25 protein-coding genes and 1 tRNA gene are annotated in these 22910 nt (G+C 68.0%); 6 read left to right on the top strand and 20 right to left on the bottom strand.

What is annotated here, in order from left to right:
• Nucleotides 1–2: 2 nt before the first annotated feature.
• The 5 genes from dop to HNR24_RS04420 form a co-directional block, all read right to left on the bottom strand.
• Nucleotides 3–1742 carry a depupylase/deamidase Dop gene (dop, locus tag HNR24_RS04400; protein ID WP_182495111.1) on the bottom strand — a complete coding sequence of 580 codons (1740 nt, stop codon included), beginning with the start codon at nt 1740–1742 and terminating at the stop codon, nt 3–5.
• The gene (arc, locus tag HNR24_RS04405) at nt 1739–3658 is read right to left on the bottom strand and encodes a proteasome ATPase (RefSeq protein WP_310735387.1); all 1920 of its coding nucleotides are present in this window, start codon (nt 3656–3658) and stop codon (nt 1739–1741) included. Before arc ends, dop begins: the two co-directional genes overlap by 4 nt.
• Nucleotides 3651–4655 (bottom strand): tRNA (adenine-N1)-methyltransferase, encoded by a 1005-nt coding sequence (locus HNR24_RS04410; RefSeq protein ID WP_182496089.1) that lies wholly within the window; start codon nt 4653–4655, stop codon nt 3651–3653. Before HNR24_RS04410 ends, arc begins: the two co-directional genes overlap by 8 nt.
• Nucleotides 4656–4834: 179 nt before the next feature.
• Entirely contained in the window at nt 4835–5593 is a 759-nt protein-coding gene (locus HNR24_RS04415) for a site-2 protease family protein (RefSeq protein WP_182495112.1), read from the bottom strand.
• Nucleotides 5590–6339 carry an HAD family hydrolase gene (locus HNR24_RS04420; protein WP_259392402.1) on the bottom strand — a complete coding sequence of 250 codons (750 nt, stop codon included), beginning with the start codon at nt 6337–6339 and terminating at the stop codon, nt 5590–5592. The genes HNR24_RS04415 and HNR24_RS04420 overlap by 4 nt, the downstream gene beginning before the upstream one ends.
• Before the next feature lie 52 nt (nt 6340–6391).
• Here HNR24_RS04420 and HNR24_RS04425 point away from each other — a divergent pair, with 52 nt between their 5' ends.
• On the top strand, nt 6392–7375 hold the full coding sequence (locus tag HNR24_RS04425) for a PAC2 family protein (protein ID WP_232301809.1): 984 nt from the start codon (nt 6392–6394) through the stop codon (nt 7373–7375).
• Nucleotides 7376–7502: 127 nt separating this feature from the next.
• Here HNR24_RS04425 and mshC read toward each other — a convergent pair whose 3' ends face one another.
• The 3 genes from mshC to HNR24_RS04440 all read right to left on the bottom strand — a co-directional run bounded on the left by mshC (nt 7503) and on the right by HNR24_RS04440 (nt 10267).
• Nucleotides 7503–8873 (bottom strand): cysteine--1-D-myo-inosityl 2-amino-2-deoxy-alpha-D-glucopyranoside ligase, encoded by a 1371-nt coding sequence (mshC, locus tag HNR24_RS04430; RefSeq protein ID WP_182495113.1) that lies wholly within the window; start codon nt 8871–8873, stop codon nt 7503–7505.
• 114 nt (nt 8874–8987) lie between these two features.
• Entirely contained in the window at nt 8988–9815 is an 828-nt protein-coding gene (locus tag HNR24_RS04435) for an undecaprenyl-diphosphate phosphatase (protein WP_058889386.1), read from the bottom strand.
• Between the two features lie 143 nt (nt 9816–9958).
• Complete coding sequence (locus HNR24_RS04440) at nt 9959–10267, bottom strand: primosomal protein (protein WP_182495114.1); 309 nt, start codon at nt 10265–10267, stop codon at nt 9959–9961.
• A 143-nt stretch (nt 10268–10410) separates the two neighbouring features.
• Here HNR24_RS04440 and HNR24_RS04445 point away from each other — a divergent pair, with 143 nt between their 5' ends.
• On the top strand, nt 10411–10629 hold the full coding sequence (locus HNR24_RS04445) for a DUF5703 family protein (RefSeq protein WP_058889504.1): 219 nt from the start codon (nt 10411–10413) through the stop codon (nt 10627–10629).
• Between the two features lie 70 nt (nt 10630–10699).
• Nucleotides 10700–11266: a P-loop NTPase family protein gene (locus tag HNR24_RS04450; RefSeq protein ID WP_182495115.1), complete on the top strand. Its 567-nt coding sequence runs from the start codon at nt 10700–10702 to the stop codon at nt 11264–11266.
• A gap of 100 nt (nt 11267–11366) precedes the next feature.
• On the opposite strand, the gene HNR24_RS04455 is transcribed toward HNR24_RS04450, so the two are convergent.
• Together HNR24_RS04455 and HNR24_RS04460 are read right to left on the bottom strand one after the other, a co-directional pair.
• On the bottom strand, nt 11367–12527 hold the full coding sequence (locus tag HNR24_RS04455; RefSeq protein ID WP_182495116.1) for an acyl-CoA dehydrogenase family protein: 1161 nt from the start codon (nt 12525–12527) through the stop codon (nt 11367–11369).
• Nucleotides 12528–12613: 86 nt separating this feature from the next.
• Complete coding sequence (locus HNR24_RS04460) at nt 12614–13948, bottom strand: M20/M25/M40 family metallo-hydrolase (RefSeq protein WP_182495117.1); 1335 nt, start codon at nt 13946–13948, stop codon at nt 12614–12616.
• A gap of 496 nt (nt 13949–14444) precedes the next feature.
• On the opposite strand from HNR24_RS04460, the gene HNR24_RS04465 reads away from it, so the two are divergent.
• Together HNR24_RS04465 and HNR24_RS04470 are read left to right on the top strand one after the other, a co-directional pair.
• Nucleotides 14445–15014 carry a YdeI/OmpD-associated family protein gene (locus tag HNR24_RS04465; RefSeq protein WP_310735388.1) on the top strand — a complete coding sequence of 190 codons (570 nt, stop codon included), beginning with the start codon at nt 14445–14447 and terminating at the stop codon, nt 15012–15014.
• A gap of 118 nt (nt 15015–15132) precedes the next feature.
• Nucleotides 15133–15831, top strand: a complete 699-nt coding sequence (locus HNR24_RS04470; RefSeq protein ID WP_182495118.1) for a hypothetical protein — start codon at nt 15133–15135, stop codon at nt 15829–15831.
• A gap of 182 nt (nt 15832–16013) precedes the next feature.
• Here the strand turns inward: HNR24_RS04470 and HNR24_RS04475 are convergent.
• The 4 genes from HNR24_RS04475 to HNR24_RS04490 form a co-directional block, all read right to left on the bottom strand.
• Nucleotides 16014–16099 (bottom strand) — tRNA-Leu (locus HNR24_RS04475).
• Between the two features lie 108 nt (nt 16100–16207).
• Complete coding sequence (gene lplB, locus HNR24_RS04480; protein ID WP_182495119.1) at nt 16208–17299, bottom strand: lipoate-protein ligase small subunit; 1092 nt, start codon at nt 17297–17299, stop codon at nt 16208–16210.
• 9 nt (nt 17300–17308) lie between these two features.
• Complete coding sequence (locus tag HNR24_RS04485; RefSeq protein WP_182495120.1) at nt 17309–18064, bottom strand: DUF3626 domain-containing protein; 756 nt, start codon at nt 18062–18064, stop codon at nt 17309–17311.
• Nucleotides 18061–18603, bottom strand: a complete 543-nt coding sequence (locus tag HNR24_RS04490) for a GNAT family N-acetyltransferase (RefSeq protein ID WP_182495121.1) — start codon at nt 18601–18603, stop codon at nt 18061–18063. The genes HNR24_RS04485 and HNR24_RS04490 overlap by 4 nt, the downstream gene beginning before the upstream one ends.
• 263 nt (nt 18604–18866) lie before the next feature.
• Here HNR24_RS04490 and HNR24_RS04495 point away from each other — a divergent pair, with 263 nt between their 5' ends.
• The gene (locus HNR24_RS04495; RefSeq protein ID WP_182495122.1) at nt 18867–19331 is read left to right on the top strand and encodes a hypothetical protein; all 465 of its coding nucleotides are present in this window, start codon (nt 18867–18869) and stop codon (nt 19329–19331) included.
• Here the strand turns inward: HNR24_RS04495 and HNR24_RS04500 are convergent.
• The 6 genes from HNR24_RS04500 to HNR24_RS04525 all read right to left on the bottom strand — a co-directional run bounded on the left by HNR24_RS04500 (nt 19328) and on the right by HNR24_RS04525 (nt 22893).
• Nucleotides 19328–19798 (bottom strand): hypothetical protein, encoded by a 471-nt coding sequence (locus HNR24_RS04500; RefSeq protein ID WP_182495123.1) that lies wholly within the window; start codon nt 19796–19798, stop codon nt 19328–19330. The two genes, HNR24_RS04495 and HNR24_RS04500, sit on opposite strands and share 4 nt — an antisense overlap.
• 45 nt (nt 19799–19843) lie before the next feature.
• The gene (locus HNR24_RS04505) at nt 19844–20065 is read right to left on the bottom strand and encodes a helix-turn-helix domain-containing protein (RefSeq protein WP_182495124.1); all 222 of its coding nucleotides are present in this window, start codon (nt 20063–20065) and stop codon (nt 19844–19846) included.
• Complete coding sequence (locus HNR24_RS04510; RefSeq protein ID WP_182495125.1) at nt 20065–20523, bottom strand: DUF2975 domain-containing protein; 459 nt, start codon at nt 20521–20523, stop codon at nt 20065–20067. The genes HNR24_RS04505 and HNR24_RS04510 overlap by 1 nt, the downstream gene beginning before the upstream one ends.
• 175 nt (nt 20524–20698) lie before the next feature.
• The gene (locus HNR24_RS04515; protein ID WP_036474713.1) at nt 20699–20956 is read right to left on the bottom strand and encodes a type B 50S ribosomal protein L31; all 258 of its coding nucleotides are present in this window, start codon (nt 20954–20956) and stop codon (nt 20699–20701) included.
• A gap of 168 nt (nt 20957–21124) precedes the next feature.
• On the bottom strand, nt 21125–22069 hold the full coding sequence (locus HNR24_RS04520) for a sulfite exporter TauE/SafE family protein (RefSeq protein WP_182495126.1): 945 nt from the start codon (nt 22067–22069) through the stop codon (nt 21125–21127).
• Nucleotides 22069–22893: an ABC transporter ATP-binding protein gene (locus HNR24_RS04525; RefSeq protein ID WP_058889403.1), complete on the bottom strand. Its 825-nt coding sequence runs from the start codon at nt 22891–22893 to the stop codon at nt 22069–22071. Before HNR24_RS04525 ends, HNR24_RS04520 begins: the two co-directional genes overlap by 1 nt.
• Nucleotides 22894–22910 lie beyond the last annotated feature (17 nt).

Genomic DNA, 22910 nt, shown 5'->3' on the forward strand with positions numbered 1-22910 from the left:
GTCTATTGACCCAGCAGCCGCTGGAGTCCGGTGATGAGGTCCTCAGGGCGCGCCGCGCTGCTAAGTGTATTCTCCGTCGCGGCGCGGGTCCCGGCGTAAGGATCCGGCAGTCCCAGACGCACCACCGGGGAGACCTCGTCGGCGCGCAGCAGGATCTGGTCCCAGCTGGCTCCGACGACGACGTCGGCGTGGCCGCTGATCAGCGCACCGCGCAGCCAGGCGCGGGTCTCCTCGGGCGGGTGCTCCGCGGCCCAGTCGATCTGGTCATCGGTGAAGAGCCGGCGCATCCGGCCGGCGCGGGCCAGCTTGTGGTAGAGCCCCTTCTCCGGGCGCAGGTCCGCGTACTGCAGATCCACCATGCCCAGCAGCGGAGCGTCCCAGGCCAGCCCGTCGCGGCGCCGGTAGGACTCGAGCAGGCTCAGCTTCGCGATCCAGTCCACCCGGTCCGCGGCGCGGTAGAGGTCCTGGTGAAGGTCCACCAGCAGCGCCTCCCAGGCCTCGAGGACCTCTGCGGTCTCGGCGTCGGGCACTGCCGGGCCTGCGGTGAGGCCGGTCTTCTCCCGTTCCCAGTCCAGGGCGGCCTGCAGGTAGAGCCGCTGGATCTGCACCGCGGTGAGCTCCCCGCGGGAGGTGGGCACCGTGGCGGTGAGCGTGGGGTCATGCGAGATGGTCTTCAGCGCCGCCACCGGATCGTTCAGGCTCAGCTCCGGGGCACGTCCGGATTCGATGAGGTCCAGCACCAGCGCGGTGCTGCCCACCCGCATCCAGGCGGAGTATTCGCTCATATTGGCGTCGCCGATGATCACGTGCAGCCGGCGGAACCGGTCGTGATCGGCGTGCGGCTCATCCCGAGTGTTGATGATCGGGCGGCGCACCGTGGTCTCCAGGCCGACCTGCTCTTCGAAGAAGTCCGCGCGCTGAGAGATCTGATACCCGGGCTGCGCGCTGGTCTGTCCGAGCCCCACCCGGCCGGCGCCGCAGAGGATCTGCCGGGTGGTGAAGAAGGGAAGCAGCCCGGCCACGAGCGCGTCGAAGTCCACGCTGCGCGGCACCAGGTAGTTCTCGTGGGCCCCGTAGGAGACCGACTTGTTGTCGGTGTTGTTCTTATACAGCAGCACCTGCGGGGCGTGCTGCTCCTGGCTGAGCCGGCGGGCGGCGGCGAGCGCGACCCGATCTCCGGCCACGTCGTAGAGCACCGCGCGGCGGGCTCCCACGGCCTCGGGCGCGGAGTACTCCGGGTGGGCGTGGTCGACGTAGAACCGGGCCCCGTTGCCCAGGACCAGGTTCATCAGCAGCTGCGGGGCGCCCTCCTCGGCCTGGAAGAACTCACCGCGCCAGTGCGGCGAGCCGGGGGCGTGGAAGGAACCGGCGGCATCGGCCGGGCTGGGGTCTCCCCCGCTGACGTTACCCAGCGCGTCACGGACCGGGCCCTGGCCGGGCTCCTGTTCGGTGGCGTGGGTCAGCGCGTCGTCGTGCTCCGCATGGCGCAGCGACTCACCGGTGTCTGTGAGCTGGGAGGGGTGCGCGGCGGAACGCGGCAGCACCCAGCCGCGCGCGTCCACCAGCGGGGATTCGGACTGGTAGTCCCATTCGGTGCCGGCCACCGCCCCGCCGCTCTCCGTGACGTGGGCCGCGTAGGCATTGACCAGCTCGATGGAGAGCGCCACGTGGCTGGCCCGGGGGTTGGCGGGAGCGTGGATCCCGTACTCGGTCTCCATCCCGATCAGCCGACGCACGCTCATCCGCGCACCTCGGCGTCCTGGGAGGATCGGGCGGCGTCGGCGGCTCCGGCGGCGTCCTCAGGCCCGGCTTCGGCTGCGACCTCAGGCCCGGCTCCGGCGTGGGCCGCGGCCTCCCCGGGCCGTTCGATCCGGACCACCGGGGAGGTGGAGGCCCCCACCACGCGGGCCCAGGCCTGCGGGTCTGCGGGGTTCACCAGGTCCTCCTGGTCGCGCAGCTCCTCCTCGGCCGCGGCGAGCAGGTGCTCACGCGTGAGGCCCTTCTGGCTCGGGTCGGTGCCGGCGCGCAGGAAGTCCTTGATCGCGGCCTTCTTCGCCCGGTCCACGATGTTGCTGAGCACCGCACCGGACATGAAGTCCGCGGCCTGGAAGCCGGTCTGACTGCCATCGGCGTGGATCAGGCGCAGCCGCGCCTGGGGGGTCGCCGGGAAGAGCCGGTCCAGCAGCGCGTCGACCAGAGCGGCGACGGCGGCGCTGCGGTCCCCGTGGGCGGTGAGCAGGTCTGGGTGCAGCGGGACCTCCGAGCCGAGGTGGATGCCCAGGATCTCCCCGGCGCCCTCGCGGCCGGGGCGCTGGACCCGGATCTTCACGTCCAGCCGGCCCGGGCGCAGGATGGCCGGGTCGATCATGTCTTCCCGGTTGGACGCGCCGATCACGATCACGTTCTCCAGGGACTCCACCCCGTCGATCTCGGCGAGCAGCTGCGGGACGATGGTGGTCTCCACATCGGAGGAGACCCCCGAGCCGCGGGTGCGGAACAGCGCTTCCATCTCATCGAAGAACACCACCACGGGCTGCCCGGCGGAGGCCCGCTCGCGGGCCCGGGAGAAGATCACCCGGATGTGCCGCTCGGTCTCGCCCACGTATTTGTTCAGCAGCTCCGGGCCCTTGATGTTCAGGAAGAAGGCGCCCTTCTCACCAGCCGGCTTCTCACTGGCCGCCGTGACGCCGGCGCCCGTCTCCCCGCGCGCGGGGAGGCCGCTGGAGGCCAGCGAGCTGGCCACCGCCTTGGCGATCATGGTCTTGCCGCAGCCAGGAGGCCCGTAGAGCAGGATCCCCTTGGGCGCGCGCAGCCCGTGCTCGCGGTAGAGGTCCGCGTGCAGGAAGGGCAGCTCCACGGCGTCGCGGATCGCTTCGATCTGCTCCGCCAGGCCGCCGATGTCGGAATAGGAGACATCCGGTGACTCCTCGAGCACCACGTCCTCGACCTCGGAGAGCGGCACGATCTCGGTGGCGGTCCCGGTGCGCAGGTCCACCATCACCGCGTCGCCCACGCGGGCGCTGTGCAGTCCTTCGCGCTGCGCGGCGGCGGTGGCGGCCTCGGTGAGGGTGACCACTCGTTCATCCTCGCCGCGGGAGATGATCACCAGCCGGGAGTCGGGCAGCACCTCCTTGACCCGGGCGAGCTCCCCGGTGCGTTCGGCGCCGAGGATCGCGACCACGGTGAAGTTCTCATTCAGCAGCACCTCATCCCCGGCCTGCAGCTGCTCCGGGCTGATCAGCGGGGACAGGCTGACCCGCAGCTTGCGCCCGGCCTGCAGGATGTCGACTCCGGCCACGGTTGCCGCCTCGATCTCGCGGCCCTCGGACTGGGGGTGCTCGGGCCGGTAGCCGATCACTGTGCCGAAGGTGAACGGCGCCTGTCCGTCGGCCTGCAGCGCGTTGCGCAGCTGGGAGATCTCGTTGCGGGTGGTCTCCAGCAGGTCAGCCATCCGCTGGTTGTTCCGCCCGGCGGTCTGCAGCTGCTCCTCGAGGGTCTTGGCGCGGCTGCGCATGGTGTCCAGCTGGCGGTGCGCCTGCTGAAGCCGCTGCAGCTGCTGCTGCGCCTCACGAGACTGGGCGGGACTGGACTGGGCAGGGCTGGACTGGGCGGGGCTGGACTGGGCGGTGTTGTCAGGATTGCCGGTCTGCTCACTCACGGGTGAACACCTCCTTGGCCTGGGCGGCGATCTTCTGTGAATAGCCCGCAGCCTTGCGGGCCTTCTTCCCGGAGACGGTGCGGGTCTTCAGGCTGGCCTCGTCCCAGACGGCCTCCGGGTCGTTGGCGGGCCAGGCGGCGCGGTCCTCCTCGCTGGCCACCGAGACCTTCTCCCGCTTCTTCAGCTGCAGCGGGGTCTGGTCATCGGCGAGTCGGCGGGCCGAGAGCAGGAACCCGGTGTGGGCGACCATCCGGTGGTCCGGGCGCACCGCGAGCCCGTCCAGATGCCAGGTGCGCAGCATGGTCTCGTGCGCCTCAGGCTCGGTGAAGCCCTGCGAGGCGCGGATCTCCTCGGCCAGGCGGGAGAGCTGGGTGACCGAGGCGACGTAGCTGACCCAGACCCCGCCTGGTGCCAGCACGGTCTTCACCGCGTCCAGACATTCCCAGGGGGCGAGCATGTCCAGCACCACCCGGTCAACGCTGCCGGGGGCCTCCACCGTGAGGACCTCCTCCTGCATGTCCCCGAGGTAGACCTCCCAGCCCGGGTGGGGCTCGCCGAAGAACGCCTCGACGTTGCCCACGGCGATCTCCTTGAAGTCGGCCCGGCGCTCATAGGAGTGCAGCACCCCGCTCTCCCCCACTGCGCGCAGCAGCGAGATGGACAGCGCGCCGGAGCCCACACCAGCCTCCACGACGCGCGCCCCGGGGAAGATGTCGGCGACCTGCACGATCTGCGCGGAGTCCTTCGGGTAGACCACGGTGGCCCCGCGCGGCATGGAGAGCACGAAGTCGTTCAGCAGCGGCCGCAGCACCTGGTACTCGTGGCCGGCGTCGTTGGCCACCAAGATGCCTTCGCTGGCACCGATGAGCAGATCATGGCGCAGCACCCCCTGATGGGTGTGCCATTCGCCGCCGGGCTGCAGGGTGATGGTGCTGGGCCGACCCTTGCGGTCGGTGAGCTGCACCCGCTGGCCCGCGCGCAGCGGACCTGAGCGCATATGCGCCCCGATGGGACCGGTGGGGGTTCTCGCCTGGGACTCGCCGGAGGTGCTGGAGGTCACTGAAACTCGCTCTCTGAGGTGCTGCGGCTCCGCCGCCCGTGATCCGGTGCGTGCGGACGTATCGTCTGGGTTCAGCCTATCCCCGTCAGGCCCTGGGCATCAGCGCGAGCTGAGTCTCAGCGGGCCCGGCCCAGCCGGGCGTTGGCCACCCGCACGGTCTCCGAGGCGCCCTGCCAGAGGAAGAAGCTGACCATCACGGTCACCACGACCACCACCAGGCTCACCTCCCGGGCTCCGGAGATCACCACTGCTGCCAGTCCTGCCAGCAGCAGGACGACGACGACGCGCCCGGCCCACCCGGCGGCGCGCATCCCGCGGTCCTGGTTGCCCGTGGCGGCCCAGACAGCGGACTCCACGATCCGCCCACCATCCAGCGGCAACCCGGGCAGCAGGTTGAAGATCCCGACGAAGAAGTTCACCAGCACGGTGACCTGGACCAGCATCGCGGTGACCCCGGTCAGCTCCAGCGCCCCGGAGAGGTAGAAGCCCAGGCCGGCGATGACCAGGTTGGCCGCGGGTCCGGCCAGGGAGACCGCGAGGGACTTCGCGGGGGTGGCGCGGTGGGCGAGGAACTCGGTGTGTCCGCCCCAGAGGTTCAGCTCGATCTCGGTGGTGGGCCAGCCGAAGGAGCGTGCGGCCAGGGCATGCGCCAGTTCGTGGGCCAGGACCGAGACCATCAGCAGCACGGCGTAGCCCAGCGCCACCAGGTAGGCCAGGGCGCCGAGCTCCGGGAAGATCCGCTGCACCTGAGGTCCGAAGAGCGCCACGATCGCGGCGCTGATCAGGAACCAGGAGGCGCGGAAGCGCACCGGAACCCCGGCGACCCGGATCAGCGTCATCGCCTTGCGCGACCTGCCCTTCGGACCTGGGGTCATCGGGGCAGGCGCCGCTCGAGATCCGCCGCGCTCACACCGGCCAGCCCGTCCAGCGTCTGCCAGCGGGCATCGGAGGGGATCGGGGTGTAGTGCGGGACCGCGAGGGTGACCAGCCCGGAGTCCGCCGCGGCGGTGACCCCGGGGACCGAGTCTTCGATGGCGATGCACCGGCTCATCTGCAGCGGCTCCCCGCTGCGCTGCGTGTGGTCATCGGACATGGTGCGGAAGGCCTGCAGGTAGGCCTCCGGGTCGGGCTTGCCGCGGCTGACCATGTCTCCGGTGACGAGGAACTCCAGTTGGCCCGCGGGCAGGGCCGCGACCACCGCCTCGGCCAGCGGCTTCTCGCTCATGGTGACCAGGGCGCAGCGCACCCCGGCGGCGTGCAGGTCTGCCAGCAGCTCCCGGGCGCCGGGACGCCAGGGCATCTCGGCGGCGGCTCGCGCGGCGACCCGGGTGATCAGGTGATCGATGATCTCGCGCACCGTCATGTCCACCCCGGCCTCGCGCAGCACCGTGGCGCTGTGGCTCAGCGCCTGCCCGACCAGGCTGTGCGCCTGCTCCTGGGACCAGGTGCCGCCGTGGGCCTCGACCAGGGCGCGCTCCTCGGCGATCCAATACGGCTCGGTGTCCACCAGGGTGCCGTCCATGTCCCAGAACACCGCCTGGAGCTCTCCGGAGAGCTCCTCGGAGGGGCGCGCGGCGTCCGCGGTCGAGGGCATGACAGTGGTGGAGGAGGTCGAAGGCATGGGCCCAATCGTACGCTTCCCGTGGGATCGCCACCGGGATAGTGTGAGAAGCGTGAGCGAAGAAACACCGTCTCAGGACTCCTCCCCCGAGGGCCCCGGCGATTCCCCGGAGGCCGGCGATCCCGCGCTGCCTGAGGGCTTCGCGCAGCGCTTCGCCGAGCACCTGAGGGCCAGCCAGACCGCCGCCGCCACCGGACGGGGCGAGGATCCACGGTCTCGGCCCACGGTGATGGTGCTGGCCTTCGAGGGCTGGAACGACGCCGGCGCCGCCGCCTCCTCCGCGGTGCGCGCGGTCGGGCAGGCCTGCGGGGCGGAGCTGATCGGCAAGGTCGAAGATGACGGATATTACGACTACCAGTTCTCGCGCCCGAAGGTGCGCTCCAACGGTGGGCACCGGGAGATCGTCTGGCCCTCCACCAAGATCTATCGCGCCCGACCGGCCCACGCCGCAGTGGACCTGCTGCTGGTCCACGGGGTGGAGCCGAGCTTCCGCTGGCAGGCCTTCACCGCGGACATCCTGACCCGGGCCGCCGAGAACGACGTCTCCGGGATCATCCTGGTGGGCGCGCTGCTCGCCGATGTCCCGCACACCCGTCCGATCCCGGCCTCGCTCTCCAGTGAGGATGTCGCGCTGCAGGAGATCCTGGACATCGACGAGCCCAGCTACGAGGGTCCCACCGGGATCGTCGGGGTGCTGGCGCATACCGCCGCGCAGGCCGGGCTGCCCGCGGTCTCGCTCTGGGCCGCGATTCCGCACTATGTGGGTCAGGCGCCCTCGCCGAAGGCGCAGCTGGCGATCATGCGTGAGCTGGAGGACCTGCTGGGTCTGACCCTGGATGAGAGCGAGGTGGTCGAGGACGCCGAGGCATGGGAGCGCGGCGTCGATGATCTCGCCGAGGAGGACACCGAGATCGCGGACTACGTCAAGCGTCTGGAAGAGGCCACGGACACCTCGAACCTTCCCGAGGCCAGCGGCGAGGCGATCGCCCAGGAGTTCGAGCGCTACCTGCGCCGTCGCAAGCGCCCGGAGAACTGAGCCCGACGAGACGCCGGAGGACCACGCCGCAGCGCCCGGTCTCCGAGCCGAGTTTCAGCGCCTGGTCTCAGCTTCACGTTCGCAGCGCCCGGCCTCAGCGCTAGGACCCAGCACTCGGCGCAGCTGCTCAGCCGGCGGTTTCCACCGAGCTGGCATGGACCCGCGGCGCTGCGGCGACGGCCTGGAGCTCGATGCCCAGCATCGCCTGGACCACGGCGATGACCCGGGTTCGGCTGGTGCCGCCGGCCAGCTGACCGCTGGCCCACATGTCCAAGGTGTCCAGCGCCGCGGGGGCGTTGAGGTTCTGCGACAGCGCGGAGTGCAGCGCGTACTGCAGGTCCTCAGGCACGGCGTCGGCGGTGCCGAGCTCCCCGTAGCCATCGGTCTCTGGGGCTTCGGCCAGAGCGGCGTTCCAGCGCTGCCAGCGCCGCGTGGCGGTCTCCAGCAGCTCCGGGGTGTAGCTCCAGTCCGCCCGGTAGTGGTGGCTCAGCAGCAGGGTGCGGATCACCTGCGGGTCCACGCCCTCGGCGCGCATCTGGGAGGAGAGCACCAGGTTGCCCTTGGACTTGGACATCTTCTCGCCGTCCAGCCCGACCATCCCGGCATGCAGGTAGGTCTCGGCCAGGGCCACGCCGTCGGCGGCGGTCGCGTGCGCGGCGCTGAACTCGTGGTGCGGGAAGCGCAGGTCCGAGCCGCCGCCCTGGACCATGAACGGGGCCGGGAGGTGGCGCCGGGCGATCACGGAGCATTCGATGTGCCAGCCGGGACGGCCGCGGCCCAGGCTCGCTCCGTCCCAGTGCGGCTCTCCGTTGCGGCGGGCCCGCCACAGCAGCGGGTCCAGCGGGTCGCGCTTGCCGAGTCGTTCCGGGTCCCCGCCGCGCTGCGGGAAGAGCTCTTCCATCTCGGCCCGGTCGTAGTTGCCGATGCTTCCCAGCGTCCAGGGCGTGGTGGCCTGTGCGGCGGCGATGTCGAAGTAGATGTCGAAGGATTCCTGCTCGCCGGGGGTGACACCCTCGGCGAGTTCCTCCATCGGCACCGGAACCGGGTACCCCATGCCGAGCTCGACCAGCGCGGCGACGTCCTGGGCGACCACCGGGATGGTCTCCACGGCGCCGAGGTAGGTGTTCGGGGCGATCACGCCCAGGGCGGCCATATCCTCGCGGAAGAGCTCGGTCTGCTCTTCGGCAAGTGAGGACCAGTCCACACCGGTGGCGGTGGCGCGTTCCAGCAGCGGATCGTCGATGTCGGTGACGTTCTGCACGTAGTTCACTTCCAGTCCTGCGGCGCGCCAATAGCGCACCAGCAGGTCGAACTGGATGTAGGTGTTCGCGTGCCCCAGGTGGGTGGCGTCATACGGGGTGATCCCGCAGACGTAGAGGGACCCCAAGCCGTCGGCGGACTTCACCGGAACCAGGGTGTCCGCCGAGGTGTCGTGCAGCTGCAGGTTCTCTGGCAGCGCAGGCAGGGAGGGAACATCCGGGGAGGTCCACGATTTCACGCGGCGGTCCTTTCACCAGTGGGTCAGCCAGCAGTCATCGAAGGATCCTCGGCGACCGCGCGGCCGCCGAGGCATCCCCTGCCGGGGAGGAAGTCGTTACTGAGGCAACGCCGGTCAGGCGTTGATGATTCCGAGCCCGAGCATCACATAGACGAAGAGGCCCAGCAGGATCCGGTAGTTCACGAACAAGGTGTAAGAGTTCGTGGAGACATATTTCAGGAACCAGCCGATGATCAGGTAGGCCACGAAGAACCCGACGGCGGTGGCGACCAGCGTCTGTCCCATCGTGTATGGGCCGGTCTGCTCGCCCAGCGAGCCGAAGAGCTTATAGAACCCGGAGCCGAAGACCGCGGGGATCGCCAGCAGGAAGGAATACCGGGCCGCGGCCTCCCGGGTGTAGCCCATGAGCAGCCCGGCGGTGATCGTGCCGCCGGAGCGGGAGACACCAGGGATCAGGGCCATGGCCTGGGCGAAGCCGAAGAGGATGCCGTCGCGGACGCTGAGCTCGTCCAGGGGTTTGCGCTGTTTGCCGTAGGCGTCGGCGAAGGCCAGCAGCACGCCGAAGACCACAAGCATGGTGGCGGTGAGCCAGAGCGTGCGGAAGACTGATTCGATCATGTCCTCGAGCAGCAGCCCGAGCACCACGATCGGGATGGTGCCGACGATGATCAGCCAGCCCATGCGCACATCGGCGTCGGAATGCGGCAGTTTGCCCAGGATCGCGGCGAACCAGGCCTTGAGGATCCGGACGATGTCGCGCCAGAAGTAGACCAGCACCGCCAGCTCCGTGCCGAGCTGGGTGATCGCGGTGAAGGCTGCGCCGGGGTCGGCTGCTCCCGGCAGGAACTCCCCCACAATCCGCAGATGCGCGGAGGATGAGATGGGGAGGAACTCTGTCAGGCCTTGCACCAGGCCAAGAATGATCGCTTCTATCCACTGCACAGGCCGAGCCTAGAGCATCCGAGGGCGCTTCCCGGTCACCGACAACGGTGGCGCGGATCACTCCACACTGTCAGTCGCCTGAGCGACCCCTGGGATTTGCCTGTCGATCCGTGGGCCTCCGGACGGGGCGGGGCTGGACGAGATCAGCGATCGTCGTCGTCTTCGTCCTCATAGATCTCTTCGTCACCGTCGAGGTCAGGCTCATCGTCGTCGTCGTCGTCGTCTTCGTCGAGGTCGTCCTCGTTGTCATCTTCGTCATAGAGATCCAGCGGGGTGACCTCGCCGCTGGCGGCGAAGAGCGCGTCCTCATAGGCCTCGAACGCATCGGAGATGTTGTAGAACGCGGACTCCACCGACGGATCCTCATCCCCGCGGCGGTTCAGCGAAGCGGAGAGATGCTCTTCGAGAGCGTTCGTCAGCGCGTTCAGTGCCACGCGAGGATCCATAGTCATAGGCTCACCGTACCAACGAGACACCACTTCAGTAAGTCTTGGTCTTGATCTCGGATTGAGACTCCGTCCGACGTAGGCTGGAGCCTCCCCACGAAAGTGAAGGTGAACCTCTGATGACCCAGCAGAACCGGTGGTCCCAGCCCATGGCCGAGCTCTACACCACGACCGACGACGCCGGCCCCACGTGGGAATACATGGTCATCACCTGCCAGCCGCGGGAGTCGTTGAAAGAGGTGCGGCGTCGGGTCACCGACCACGCGGAGTACGGCAAGTGGGAGCTTCGCCGCTCCATGATCTACACCGGCGGGCTGCGTCGCTATTGGCTGCGCCGCCGCGTGATGCGGGTCCAGCGGACGCTGTAGCCGATCCGGCGCGGCTCCCGACCCCGCGAGTTCGCCGCCCGCTGGATTCCGAGATGATTAGGCTGGCTCAGTGCCCACCTTGAGTTCTGCTGATCCCCTGCCGCCAGAGTGCGCGCGCATCGTCGTCGCAGGGACCTCGGGCGCAGGGAAGACCACCCTGGCCGAGAAGCTCGCGGCCTTGAGGAATCTCGAGCGTTTTGAGATGGACAACCTGCACTGGGGCCCCGGGTGGACGCAACGACCGACGTTTCTCGACGATGTCGCGGCGGCGGTCTCGCCCGAGGCATGGGTCACCGAGTGGCAGTACCGCGAGGTCCGGCCGATGTTGGCCCGACGCGCCCAAGCCATGATCTGGCTGGATTACTCCGTGCCGCGACGGATGTACTGGGTCACCCGCCGCACGCTGACCCGGCGAACGACTCGGCAGCCGATCTGGGATTCGGGCCTGCGTGAGGCACCGCTGCGCAGCATCTTCACCGAGAAGGACCACATCATCCGCTGGTCCTGGCGCACGCGTCGGTCCCTGGATCAGTTGCCGCAGGTCATCGAGCGGGAGTACCCGCATCTGCTGCTCTACCGCCTCAACTCACCGCGCGAGACCCAGCGCTGGCTGCGCACCATGGATCGGGCCGTCTGAGGTTGGTGGGCTGAGGTTGCAGGTCTGAGCTTGCGGGGCTGAGGTTGCAGGTCTGAGATTGCGGGGCTCAAGTTGCTGGGCGCGACACGGCCGGCCGGGCTCAGAGCGGGCCGAGGGTGTAGTTGGCCAGCGTCCGGTGGGCGGATTCGTCGTCGGAGGGGTGGTGGATCCCGGCGAGCGAGTCCCGGTAGAGCCGGCTGAGCTCGGACTCGCGGTGGTACTGCGCTCCCCCGCTGACCCCCAGGACCAGGTCCAGCACCTGCCGGGCCGTCCGGGTGGCGTTGGTGCGCAGCGCCGCGAGCCGGGGCGACCAGGAGGCTCCATGGTCGACGCCCGCCTCGATCTCTGTGGCGAGCCCGCGCAGCTGCGAGTCCAGGGAGAGCTGAGCCAGCTGCGCCTCGGCAAGCTTGTAGCGGGTGTCGGGATCCCGGTCCAGGGTCTCCCCGCTCAGCAGCGAGCTGCGCTTGGCCACCAGCTCCGCACCCAGGGTCAGCGCGCGATCTCCGATCCCGGTGTAGACCGCAGCGAGCAGGGTCAAGAAGGAGGAGAAGATCGCGAAGACCAGCGGGTCCGGGTTCGGGCCCACCGGGAGTCGCCGCACGATCCGCTCCGCCGGCACCCGGGCGCCCTCCAGAGCCGTGGCGTGGGACTGGGTGGCGCGCATCCCAAGGGTGTCCCAGTTCTCGATCGTGTGCCACCCCGTCGTCTCGCGTTCCAGGAACCCGAAGATCAGCGGGGTCTCGCCTTCTTCCCCGGTGGCGGCGGTGTCCTTGCCGAAGAGGCCCAGTCGGGTCCAGACCGGGGCCAGGGTGGTGAAGATCTTGGTCCCGGTGAAACTCACCGCGCCGTCGTCGTGGACCTCGGCCTGGGTGGTGGAGTCGAAGAGCACCGCGTCATTGCCGGCCTCAGAGATGCCGAAGGCGAAGATCTCCCCCGCCGCAGCCTCGGTGAGCACCTGCTCGAAGGCGGTGTGTCCACCGGCGACCATGCGGCGCGCCACCGAGACCCAGATCTGGTGCATGTTCACCGCGAGCGCGGTGGCCGGGGCAGCGGCTGCGAGCTTCCGCTGCGCGGCGACCAGGGTCGGGAAGTCCCAGCCGAGCCCGCCCTGCTCCGCCGGGACCATGGCGCGCAGGTAGCCCGCCTCGGTGAGCTCGGCGAGGTCCTCGTGGCAGAACTCGTTGCGGGCGTCGTAGCCGGGTGCACGGTCGGCGATGCGCGCCAGCAGCTCCGGGCTCAGCACGTCGGTGACGGGGTCCATGGGGCGCTCCTGCGGTGGGGTCTGGCGGTGGGGTCTGGCGGTGGGCTGTCACGGCGCGGTCGATCGGCGACGTGAAGGGGCGGCGCTTACTGGGCGGCGAGGAAGCGGTGCAGCACGCGCACCCCGAAGGTCAGCGCCTCCAGCGGGACCCGCTCGTCCACGCCGTGGAACATGCCGGTGAAGTCCATGTCAGCGGGCAGCTGCAACGGGGCGAAGCCGTATCCCGAGATCCCCAGCGAGGCCAGGTGCTTGTTGTCTGTGCCCCCGCCGAGCATGTAGGGAAGCACCACGGACTCAGGATCCTCGGCCTTCAGTGAGGCGACCATCTGCTCCACCAGCAGCCCGGAGAACGGGACCTCCAGGGAGGGTCCGCCGTTGAGCAGCTCGAAGCTGACCTTCTCCCCGGCGAGCTCCTTGAGCTTCGCGGCGACCTGCTCATCCTGCTCCGGCAGGGTGCGCGCGTCCACCAGCGCCGAGGCGGAGCCCGGGACCACGTTGTGCTTGTAGCCGCCCTCCAGCAAGGTCGGGTTCGAGGTGTTGCGCAGGGTCGCGGCGATGAACTTCGAAGCGCTGCCGGTGGCCTCGAGCAGCTTCGAGGGGTCCTTCTCATCAAAGGGGATCCCGGTGAGCTCGGAGAGCTGCTCCATCAGCGCCCGGGTGGTCTTGGTGTAATCCAGCGGCCACTCGTGCTCGCCGATCGCAGCCACGGCGGCACCGAGGCGGACCACGGGGTTGTCGTTGTGGACCGCCGAGCCGTGCCCGGCGGTGCCCGAGGCGGTCATCTTGGTCCAGTGCAGGCCCTTCTCGCCGGTCTGGATCAGGTAGGCGCGCTGTCCGGCGACGTCGGTGGAGAACCCGCCGACCTCGCTGATCGCCTCGGTGGCGCCGTCGAAGACCTCGGGGTGGTGCTTGACCATCCACTTGGCGCCGAAGTTGCCGTTGTCCTCCTCATCGGCGAAGAAGGCGAAGATCAGGTCCCGCTGGGGCTGGTGGCCCTCGCGGTGCATCCGCAGCATCGCGGCCAGGATCATCGCGTTCATATCCTTCATGTCCACGGCGCCGCGGCCCCAGATCATGCCGTCGCGGATCTCCGCCGCGAACGGGTCCACCTGCCAGTCCTGCGCCTGGGCGGGGACGACGTCGAGGTGCCCGTGCACCACCAGGGCGCCCAGCTCGGAGTTGCTGCCCTTCATGCGGGCCACCACCGAGGTGCGCCCGGGGGCGGACTCGTAGATCTCCGGTTCGAGACCGGCCTCGCGCATCACCGCGGCGCAGTAGTCAGCGGCTTCGCGCTCCCCGTTGGACCTGCCCTCGCCCCAGTTGGAGGTGTCGAAGCGGATCAGGTCCCGGCAGAAGTCGATGACTTCGGTCTCGGCTGCTGCTGCGGGATCTGCGGGGTTCGTGCCGGTCGCGGTGCTCACAGGGCGTCTCCTGGGGTCGGGGATCTTCTGGCACCAGCCTAGCGAGTCTGGCCTTCCCAGGCCCTGTTCAGGTTGCGTACCGGCTTTGGGGGTGTCCTCGGCTATGCTCCAGTCATGATCATCAGAACAGTCCTCATGTGGCTCGGCCGCAAAGCTTTCCGTATGGTGCGCAACCGCTCGGGTCGAAACCCAGGCAACCCCAGCGCAGGTACCGCCGGCTGAGCCTCCCCCGCTCTCTTTCGTTGAGGGGCGGATTCTCCGAGTAGTTTGACCCGAAATCGGGCTCAGATGCTCGCTGAATCCGCCCCTTAATGCGTGGGGGTGACGAATCGCGGCAGGGAGTCGGACAGGCAGTGCCGTGACACTGGGGCTGTCGCGGCGACCGCCGCTATCCTGAGCCCAGCGCGCGAACCCACCGGAGGCATCGGCTGGGCCGCGCGGAGCAGTCAGCTCACCAGGGGGTCTGAGATGGCCGATCCAGAGTCGGCGCCACGGGGTGCACGCCGAGACGCGGCAGCAGTGGCGTGAGTGGCTGCTCGCCCACCATGAGACGGCATCTTCGGTGTGGCTGGTCTCCTGGAAGAAGGTCACCGGCCGGCCAGCGGTGAGCTATGACGACGCCGTCTCCGAGGCGCTCGCCGTCGGGTGGGTCGACAGCAAGCCGCGCAAGCTCGACGAGGAACGTACGATGCTCTACTTCTCCCCTCGCAAGCCCGGCAGTGCGTGGTCCCGGCCGAACAAGCTCCGGGCGGAGCAGCTGCGCCGCAGCGGGGCGATGACCGAGGCCGGTGAGCGCGTCGTCGCCCGGGCGGTGGCATCTGGCGCGTGGACCCTGCTCGATCAGGTGGAGGACCTCATCGTGCCCGAGGACCTCGATGCGGCCTTGACGCGCAATCCGCCTGCCAGGGAGAACTGGGATCGGTTTCCGCCCTCCGTCCGCCGTGGGATCTTGGAATGGATCATCCAGGCCAGACGCCCTGCGACGCGTCAAGCGCGGGTCGAGGAGACTGCCCAACAGGCGGCCCTGAACCAGTGTGCAAATCAGTGGCGTCCCCCGCGCGGCTAAAAACTCCGGGCATCCGGGCCGAGAAACTCCGTGAAATAGTCAGAGAATCAGCTCCTCGAGAGCAGATCAATCGCCTATTTTTGTTCACAGAGGAATCAAAGATATGTAGTGTGAGTGGATGCTCACACGAACCTGGATGCCGCTTCTCTCCGCTGCGGGCGCCGCGCTGCTGCTCTCATCCTGCGCAGCTGAGGCCCCTGCCGCCGACGCACCTGAGGCCGAAGTCGCCGAAGCCGACGCGCAGACCGAAGCCACGGAGGCAGACGCCGTGGCGGCTGGCTCGACTGACGTCGAGGCTGGCGACTCGGGGGCTGAGACCTCGCCGAGCAGCCAGGACCCGGATGCGGAGTTTCGCGGCGGCCAGCAGATCATTGGCGGCGAGGACGGTGTGGAGTTCTTCTACATCGCTCCCGAGGACGACGACGGCATGGAGGTCGTCCATCTGTACTGCGATGACGATCAGGCGCTCGCTGAGAAGGCTGAGCACAATGCCGGCTCCCAGCCCGCCGGGTGGCCGCAGGACTGGGACGGCAGCGGAGCCATGCCGGACCCGCTGTGCCATCCGGACTACCTGCAGATCGATGAGTGGGAGCACCTGGAGTCGCACTCCGCATGCTGGGAGGGCATCGAAACCTCGACTCTGGTCAGGGCCGGGCAGTCCCAGGCCGAGATCGACACCGCACTCTGGGAGCAGTCCCAGGCCCGAGCCGACTGGGCGCCTAATCCCCCGGGCGGCAACTGTGCCGAGCAGTGGGCGCAGCACGACGGCGGTGACCCGGAAGACTACGCCGACCGAGGCAACGCCAACGACGGCTGAGCCGCCTCGCCTGAGTGGGGTGGCACCTCCTCCGCGTTGAGCGGCGGAATCTACGAGCATCTAGTCCCGAAAACCGCATCAAGCACTCGCAGAATCCGCCCCTCGACGCAGAGGGAAAGCAAAGACCCCGGCCGACTGGATTGCTCCATGTCAGACCGGGGTCTTTGCGTCGTTCTCAGATGTGCGCGGAAGGGGACTTGAACCCCTACCCTCTTATACGAGGACTAGCACCTCAAGCTAGCGCGTCTACCTATTCCGCCACCCGCGCATCTTGTCTTTGCCTCAAAGGCAACGACAAGAAACATTAGCACGGTGCTGAACGGGACCGCGAATCGAGCAGGCCACCACTCGCCGTCGGGCGCTGTGTCCGCCCAGATCAGGGGACTCTTGCGGTCCATTCTTTGGTGCTGAACTTCTCCTGCACCAGCTGCTCGGCGCGAGCCAGCTCCTCCGGGCGGATCTCCGCGATCCGGGCGCCGTACTTCGTCGCGAAGGTCTCCACGAAGGCGTCGAGTATCTCCTGACGCGGCAGCCCGGTCTGGCTGCGCAGCGGGTCGACTCGTTTGGCCGCGGAGGTGATTCCCTTATCGGAGATCTTCTCCCGGCCGATGCGCAGCACCTGGAGCATGTCGTCGGCGTTCATGTCATAGCTCATGGTCACGTGGTGCACCATGCCGCCGCTGGCCAGACGCTTCTGAGCGGCCCCGCCGATCTTGCCCTCGGTGGAGACGATGTCGTTGAGCGGCTTATAGGAGGCGGTGATCCCGATCGAGGTCAGCGCCTCCATCGCCCAGGCGTCGAGGAACGGGTAGGAATCGGCGAAGCTGAGCCCGTCCACCAGGGAGGCGGGCACCGAGAGCGAATAGGTGACGAAGCTGCCCTCGTCCATGTACATCGCTCCCCCGCCGGTGATCCGGCGGACCACCGTGGCGCCGAGCCGTTCGGCGGCCTCGGAGTCGACCTCGTTGGCCAGGGACTGGAATGACCCGATCACCACTGCGCGCCCGGAGTAGTCCCACATCCGCATCAGCGGGGGCCGGTTGCCGCGGCCCACCTCCTCGGTGAGCACCTGATCCAGCGCCACATGCATCTCCACGGGCAGCTGCACCGCGGGCATGACCTCCCAGTCGTGATCCTCCCAGCGGGTGGCATGACCCAGGGCGCGCCGCACGGCGGTGGCGATGGCATATTCATCGAAGCCGAACATCTGCGCCTGGGCGGGCAGCTTCGCGCGCACCGATTCGGCGATCTCCTCGCGGGTGGCCCGGGTCGGCAGCCCGACCAGCGCGGCATTGAGCGAGTCCAGTGCCTCATCGGGCTCGAGGAAGAAGTCGCCGTTGACCGAGGCGGCGGTGATCCGCGCATCCCGCGGGTGGGTGCCGGGGTCGAGGTCGGTGTGCAGGTCGACGACGACGAGCTTGCCGCCCACGACCTTGTACTCCCCGTGATGCTGATGCTTATCCGTCATGGGGCAATCCTATGGGTGACCGGGTGTCAGCCGACCAAACCGGGCGAGCAGGTGCCATACCCGCTTGACGGTGTTCGGATCGTGGTCACCGCTGTGGGCCGCCCTGGCCACCAGATCTGGGGTGATCACCTGCCCCAGGCCCCGTGCGAGCTGCGCCGGCGAAGCACCACGGTATCTCTCATCCAGGGACCCGGTGTTGAGCCTGAACCCGGGGTGATACTCCACGGCGCAGCCGAGCTCACTGGCAGCGTCTGCGACCGCGGTGGCCCGGTGGCAGGGGTCAAGCAGGATCGCCTCGACATCCTCTGCGAAGTCCAGACCCCCATGGATATGGGCTTCGACGTAGTCGTCCAGGTAGTCCTGCTGTGCAGCGTCGGCGAGCGCTCCGAGCCGGTGGAGAGCAGCGGCATGGACGACTTCCGACGGCTCGAACACGCTGTCGGGGAAACAGAAAGTTGCTCGGTCCATCACGTGGGGGCGAAGCCTCAGATGAGCGGAGCCGAATCGTGGTGAGCCGCCGTAGGCGTCGTCGTGTCTGTTCCACGCTCCATAGACGGGGCGAGAGGCGGGACCCAGGGAGTCGTATCTGCCGTTGAACAGGCGACTCTCCCATTCCCAGCGGTCACCGCCGCGATGTGCGCTCAGCCCACCGTTGCTGGTCCCGGTCTCGAACTGCGAGCGATACCTGCGGTCGCGGGCGATCGATTCGATGACCAGTCCCCCTCGGTAGGGCCAGTCGGGGTGGAACTGCAGCGTCAGCGTCACGGTGAGACCCCAGCCAGCTGAGGGTCAATGCTGGCAAATAAGAGCGAATCCGCTCGCTGCCCCCGGATGAGCACATGCGAACGCAGCAACGCTTCGCGCTGCATTCCGATCTTTCTCAGGACCCTCTGCGACGCGACATTCTCGGGCCGACAGGTCGCCTCCACCCGGAGAACACTGAGCTCCCGGTGCGCGAACCCCAGCACTGCCGCTGCGGCCTCGCTTGCATAGCCCTGACCCCAATGGGCCCGAGCCAGCACATAGCCCATCTCTGCGCGCCGGTGTACGGCACTGGTCACCGTCACAGAACACGCCCCCACGACGACGTCGTCTGCGGTGACTGCCCAGGTGAAAGAGTCTTGCGTCGGGGCGGAGGAGGCGGTGACCACGTCGCGGACGAAAGCCTCCGTCTGGGCCAGCGTGTTGGGACCCCAATCCATGTACTGGCATACCTGGGGATCGGCGGCGTAGTTGTGGACCGCGTCGACGTCGCTGGAAAGGAAGTCGCGCAGCACCAGACGCTTTGTGCTCAGCTCGGGCATCTGGTGATTCTACGAGGGTGGCTCACCGCTCCTGGCCGCAGAGATCAGATGCACGACCTCATGGATGTCGAACGTTCGGAAGTCGCCCTGCGCCTGCCCCTCGGCCTGCAGGTCCATTAAGGCTCCAGATCCAGAGCTCAAGACTTCGCATCGTGCCTGGTCACAAGGGACTAACAATCTTGCAGATCAGTTGCCTAGAGGAACAACAACATGACTACGGTGGAGTAACTTCATCTGATTCCTTGACCGCCGGAGACGCCCCGATGATGCCTCACCCCACCTTCTTCGCCGCCGCGATCGCCGCCAGCACGTTGGCGCTGACGAGCTGCGGCACCGCCGACGAAGAGCCAGATCCGGCGGCCTCCACTCCGGAGCAGTCACCCTCAGCACAGGAGCCAGCTTCTGGAGTCGCAGGAGAGGACGACGCCGGGAACAGCCACGAGAATCCAGAGGCCGAGACTCCTGCACCAGAGTCCGATCCCGAGCCCTCCGAGGACGGGGCATTGTCCGGTGATGACGACGCCGACCCGGATGAGGAAGCCGAGGAGGGCGACGAGCCTCAGCCTGAGCCTGAGCCTGAGGCATTCAACCCCGAAGAGTTCAGCCTCGAGGGAGTCCAGCAGGAAGTCGAGCCCGGCGACATCGCTGACCTCGGCGACTTCACCGCCGTGCGGCACGGCTTCCACGACGACCCCGCGCAAATCATCATCGACGTCGCCACACCCTAGGGGCTTTCTGCGCCGGTGAATCCCCCGAATGAGCGCAGCCCTCCACGCCTGAGCACTGGCGCGGTGAGCAGCACAGCCATAGAAGCTAGCAATCCGAACAGCATCGGTGGTCCACCGATATTCCCCACCCACCCGGCGTGAAGGAACACGCCGGCCGAGATCACCGCCATGACACCCAGCGACACCGTCATGATGTTGGCCCACCGACGCACTCGATCAGTCGTTGGTCTCTCGGCCGCGGTGGCCACGGTGTCGGCCACGGCGGCCGGGGCGGCATCGGTGTCCACGGCCGCAACCGTGAGAAGCCGCCAGGCGGCCACGACAGCCACCTCGAATCCACCGATCGCGACCGTCACGGCCGCCAGGTAGGGCATCTGGAGATGCGCGACCTGGGGGTAATCCGCAGCCAGGGACGCCGCCAAAGCCGGGACCAGGATCAGCTGGGCGATGAGCGCGCCGAGAAACAACCCTCCAAGAAGGATCCTCCACCCGAGGTGCTCTGACCTGGTCATCTACCGATCACTGCCCTCGGAGGGCTCTCGCCTCAGCAGATCACCAGGCTCACAATCGAGGGCTTCGCAGAGTGCCTCCAAGGTGGAGAACCGGACCGCCCGAGCGCGGTTGTTCTTCAGTATCGAGATGTTGGCGGGCGTGATGCCCACCCTCTCCGCCAACTCGCCCACCGACATCTGGCGTTCGGCGAGCATGACGTCGATGGCGACCCGGATGGCCATCAGACGACCCCCGCCAGTTCCGTGCGGTAGTCGATCGCCTGGACCAGCAGACTCCGCATGACCGCGAGAAGCAGCAGGAGCGAGACCCCCAGGGTCATGGCCCCGCCCAGTCCGAGCAAGGCCGGGGGCCCGCCGATCTGGACGATGAAGATTAGGTGCACGAAGACCCCCGCCGCCAGTGCCGTGGAGGCCATCAATGCCAGCAGGATGACATCGACCCATTTCAACGCGGCGGAATCGAAGATCCGATCCTTCGACACCATCGTCGCCAGCCGCCAGGTGGCGACCAGTCCGACTTGGACACCCACGATCGCGGCGATTGCGAGAGATGCGTAGGGCACCGTCAGCGGCGCAATCTCGGGGAACATCTCCCCCGCGCTTCGTGCATTGATCGGGATCGCGAGCTGCACGATGAAGCTTCCCAGCAGCAGAAGGCCCAGCGCAGTTCTGAGCCCCATTGAGTACACAGTAGACATATATTGATTATCAATCGATGCATGTTGTTAGTCAACATAATCGGCGCGGATGTTGGTCCGGCGTCGTCGGCATGACAAGACCCCGGAGACAGAAGTAGGGCCGCAGTCGAAGTGACTGCGGCCCTACTGAAGCGCTTGGAGCGAGAAGCTGTGTGCCTTACTTCTTGCCGCCGAAGCCCTTGAAGCGTGCGTTGAAGCGCTCGACGCGACCCTCGGAGTCCATGATGCGCTGCTTGCCCGTGTAGAACGGGTGCGAGGCTGCGGAGATCTCGACGTCGATGACCGGGTAGGTGTTGCCGTCTTCCCACTCCATGGTCTTCTTCGAGGAAGTGGTGGAGCGGGTGAGGATCTTCTCACCGGAGGCCAGATCGTTGAAGATGACCGGCTCGTACTTGGGGTGGATATCAGACTTCATGAATGTGTCCTTTTCATCTGCCGCTGGATTTTGCCAGAAGCGTGGAACTGAGGGTGGGCCGAGTTTGGACCAACACAGCACTATATCAAATCGACCTCACACCCGCCGGGCACCCCTCCCCCTCCTGGCTGGTTGAGTTTTCCGGCGGTTACGAAGTAGCCGGAAAACTCAACCACCCATGAAGAGGTTGCGCAGCATCACGAACAGCGCCACCAGGCCCAGGGTCACGATGACCAGGCGCAGCACCAGCGGCGAGAGCCGGCGACCCACCCAGGCTCCGATGAGTCCGCCCAGCGTGGAGCCCACGGCGATGATGCCCACCACGCCCCAGAGGATCACCCGCTCGTCCGGTTCACGCAGCAGGTAGTCCACCACCAGATAGCTGATCGCGGCGGTGAGGTTCACGACGGCGACCAGCAGGTTCTTCACCCCGTTGGCCTGCTGGATATTGGCCATCAGGAAGATGCCCAGGATGCCCATGAGCAGGATCCCCTGCGCGGCCACGAAGTAGCCGCCGTAGATGCCGGCGGCGAAGACCAGCAGCATCAGCACCAGGCTGACCGTGGGCATCGAGGGCTTGGCGGGCTTCGCCGCGGCAGCCTCGTCGGCGCCGCCATCCGCGCCAGCATCAGTGTCGGCCGCAGCCGGCTCCGCGCCGGGCTGGTCAGGCCGCTTCTCCTCTTCCCGGGCTGCAGCGCGCGCCCGGACCCAGGCGGAGAGCCGGGGCTGGGCGATCACGAAGGCGAGCGAGACCACGATCAGGATCGGGGCGACGCGGCCGAAGACCTCCTCGGGCAGGGTGATCAGCAGCACCGCGCCGATGACGCCGCCCAGCACGGAGGCCGGGACCAGTTTGATCAGCACCGACTTCACCTGCCGGATCTCACGCCGATACCCCCAGGCGCCGGTGAAGTTTCCGGCGATCAGGCCCATCGCGTTGGAGACCGTGGCGGAGACCGGGGGGATTCCCATGGCGACCAGCACCGGGAAGGTCACCAGGGTCCCGGAGCCCACCACGGTGTTGATCGCGCCGGCCCAGACGCCTGCCACCAGGATGAGCAGCAGGAATTCGATCCCGAGGCCGTGCAGTTCAAAGTCAGCGAGCGCCTCCATCAGCCACGAGCCTGCGACGACGCCGCGGCGGCAGCCCCGGTCGGCTTCTTGAACGCGGAGAAGCGCCCGTCGCGGTGGATCAGGTCAAGCTCGGTGTCGAAGGTCTTCGAGAGGTTCTCCGAGGTCATGGTCTCCTCGATCGGGCCTGCGGCGACGGTCTTGCCGTCACGCAGCAGCAGCACGTGGGTGAATCCGGGCGGGATCTCCTCCAGATGGTGGGTGACCAGCACCGTCGTCGGGGACTCCTCGCTGCTGACCAGCTCGCTGGTGCGCTCCACGAGCGCCTCACGTCCGCCCAGGTCCAGTCCGGCGCCGGGCTCGTCCAGGAGCAGCAGCTCCGGATCGGTCATCAGCGCCCGGGCGATCTGCACCCGCTTGCGCTCCCCCTCGGAGAGCGTCCCGAAGGGTCGGTCGAAGACCGTGCCCACGCCCCACTCGTTGAGCAGCGCGAACGCCCGGCGCTCATCGAGCTGCTCATACTCCTCGCGCCAACGTCCGGTGACTCCGTAGGCGGCGGTGACCACGACGTTCAGCGCGGTCTCCTGCATCGGGACCGTGGTGGTCAGCGAGTTGGAGCTGAATCCGATCAGCGGGCGCAGCTCGAAGACGTCGACGGCGCCGAGCTGCTCATCGAGGATCCGCGCCGTGCCGGTGGTCGGGAACAACCGTGCCGCGGCGATCTGGAGCAGGGTGGTCTTGCCGGCCCCGTTCGGCCCCAGGATCACCCAGCGCTCGTCCTCGTTCACCGTCCAGGAGACGTCGTTCAACAGGCTCTTGCGCCCTCGGCGCACGCTGACATTCTGGATATCGAGGACAGGACTCATGGCCCCAACACTATCGA

This window comes from Nesterenkonia sandarakina (genome assembly GCF_014138825.1).
In the GTDB taxonomy this organism is placed as follows: Bacteria; Actinomycetota; Actinomycetes; order Actinomycetales; family Micrococcaceae; genus Nesterenkonia; species Nesterenkonia sandarakina.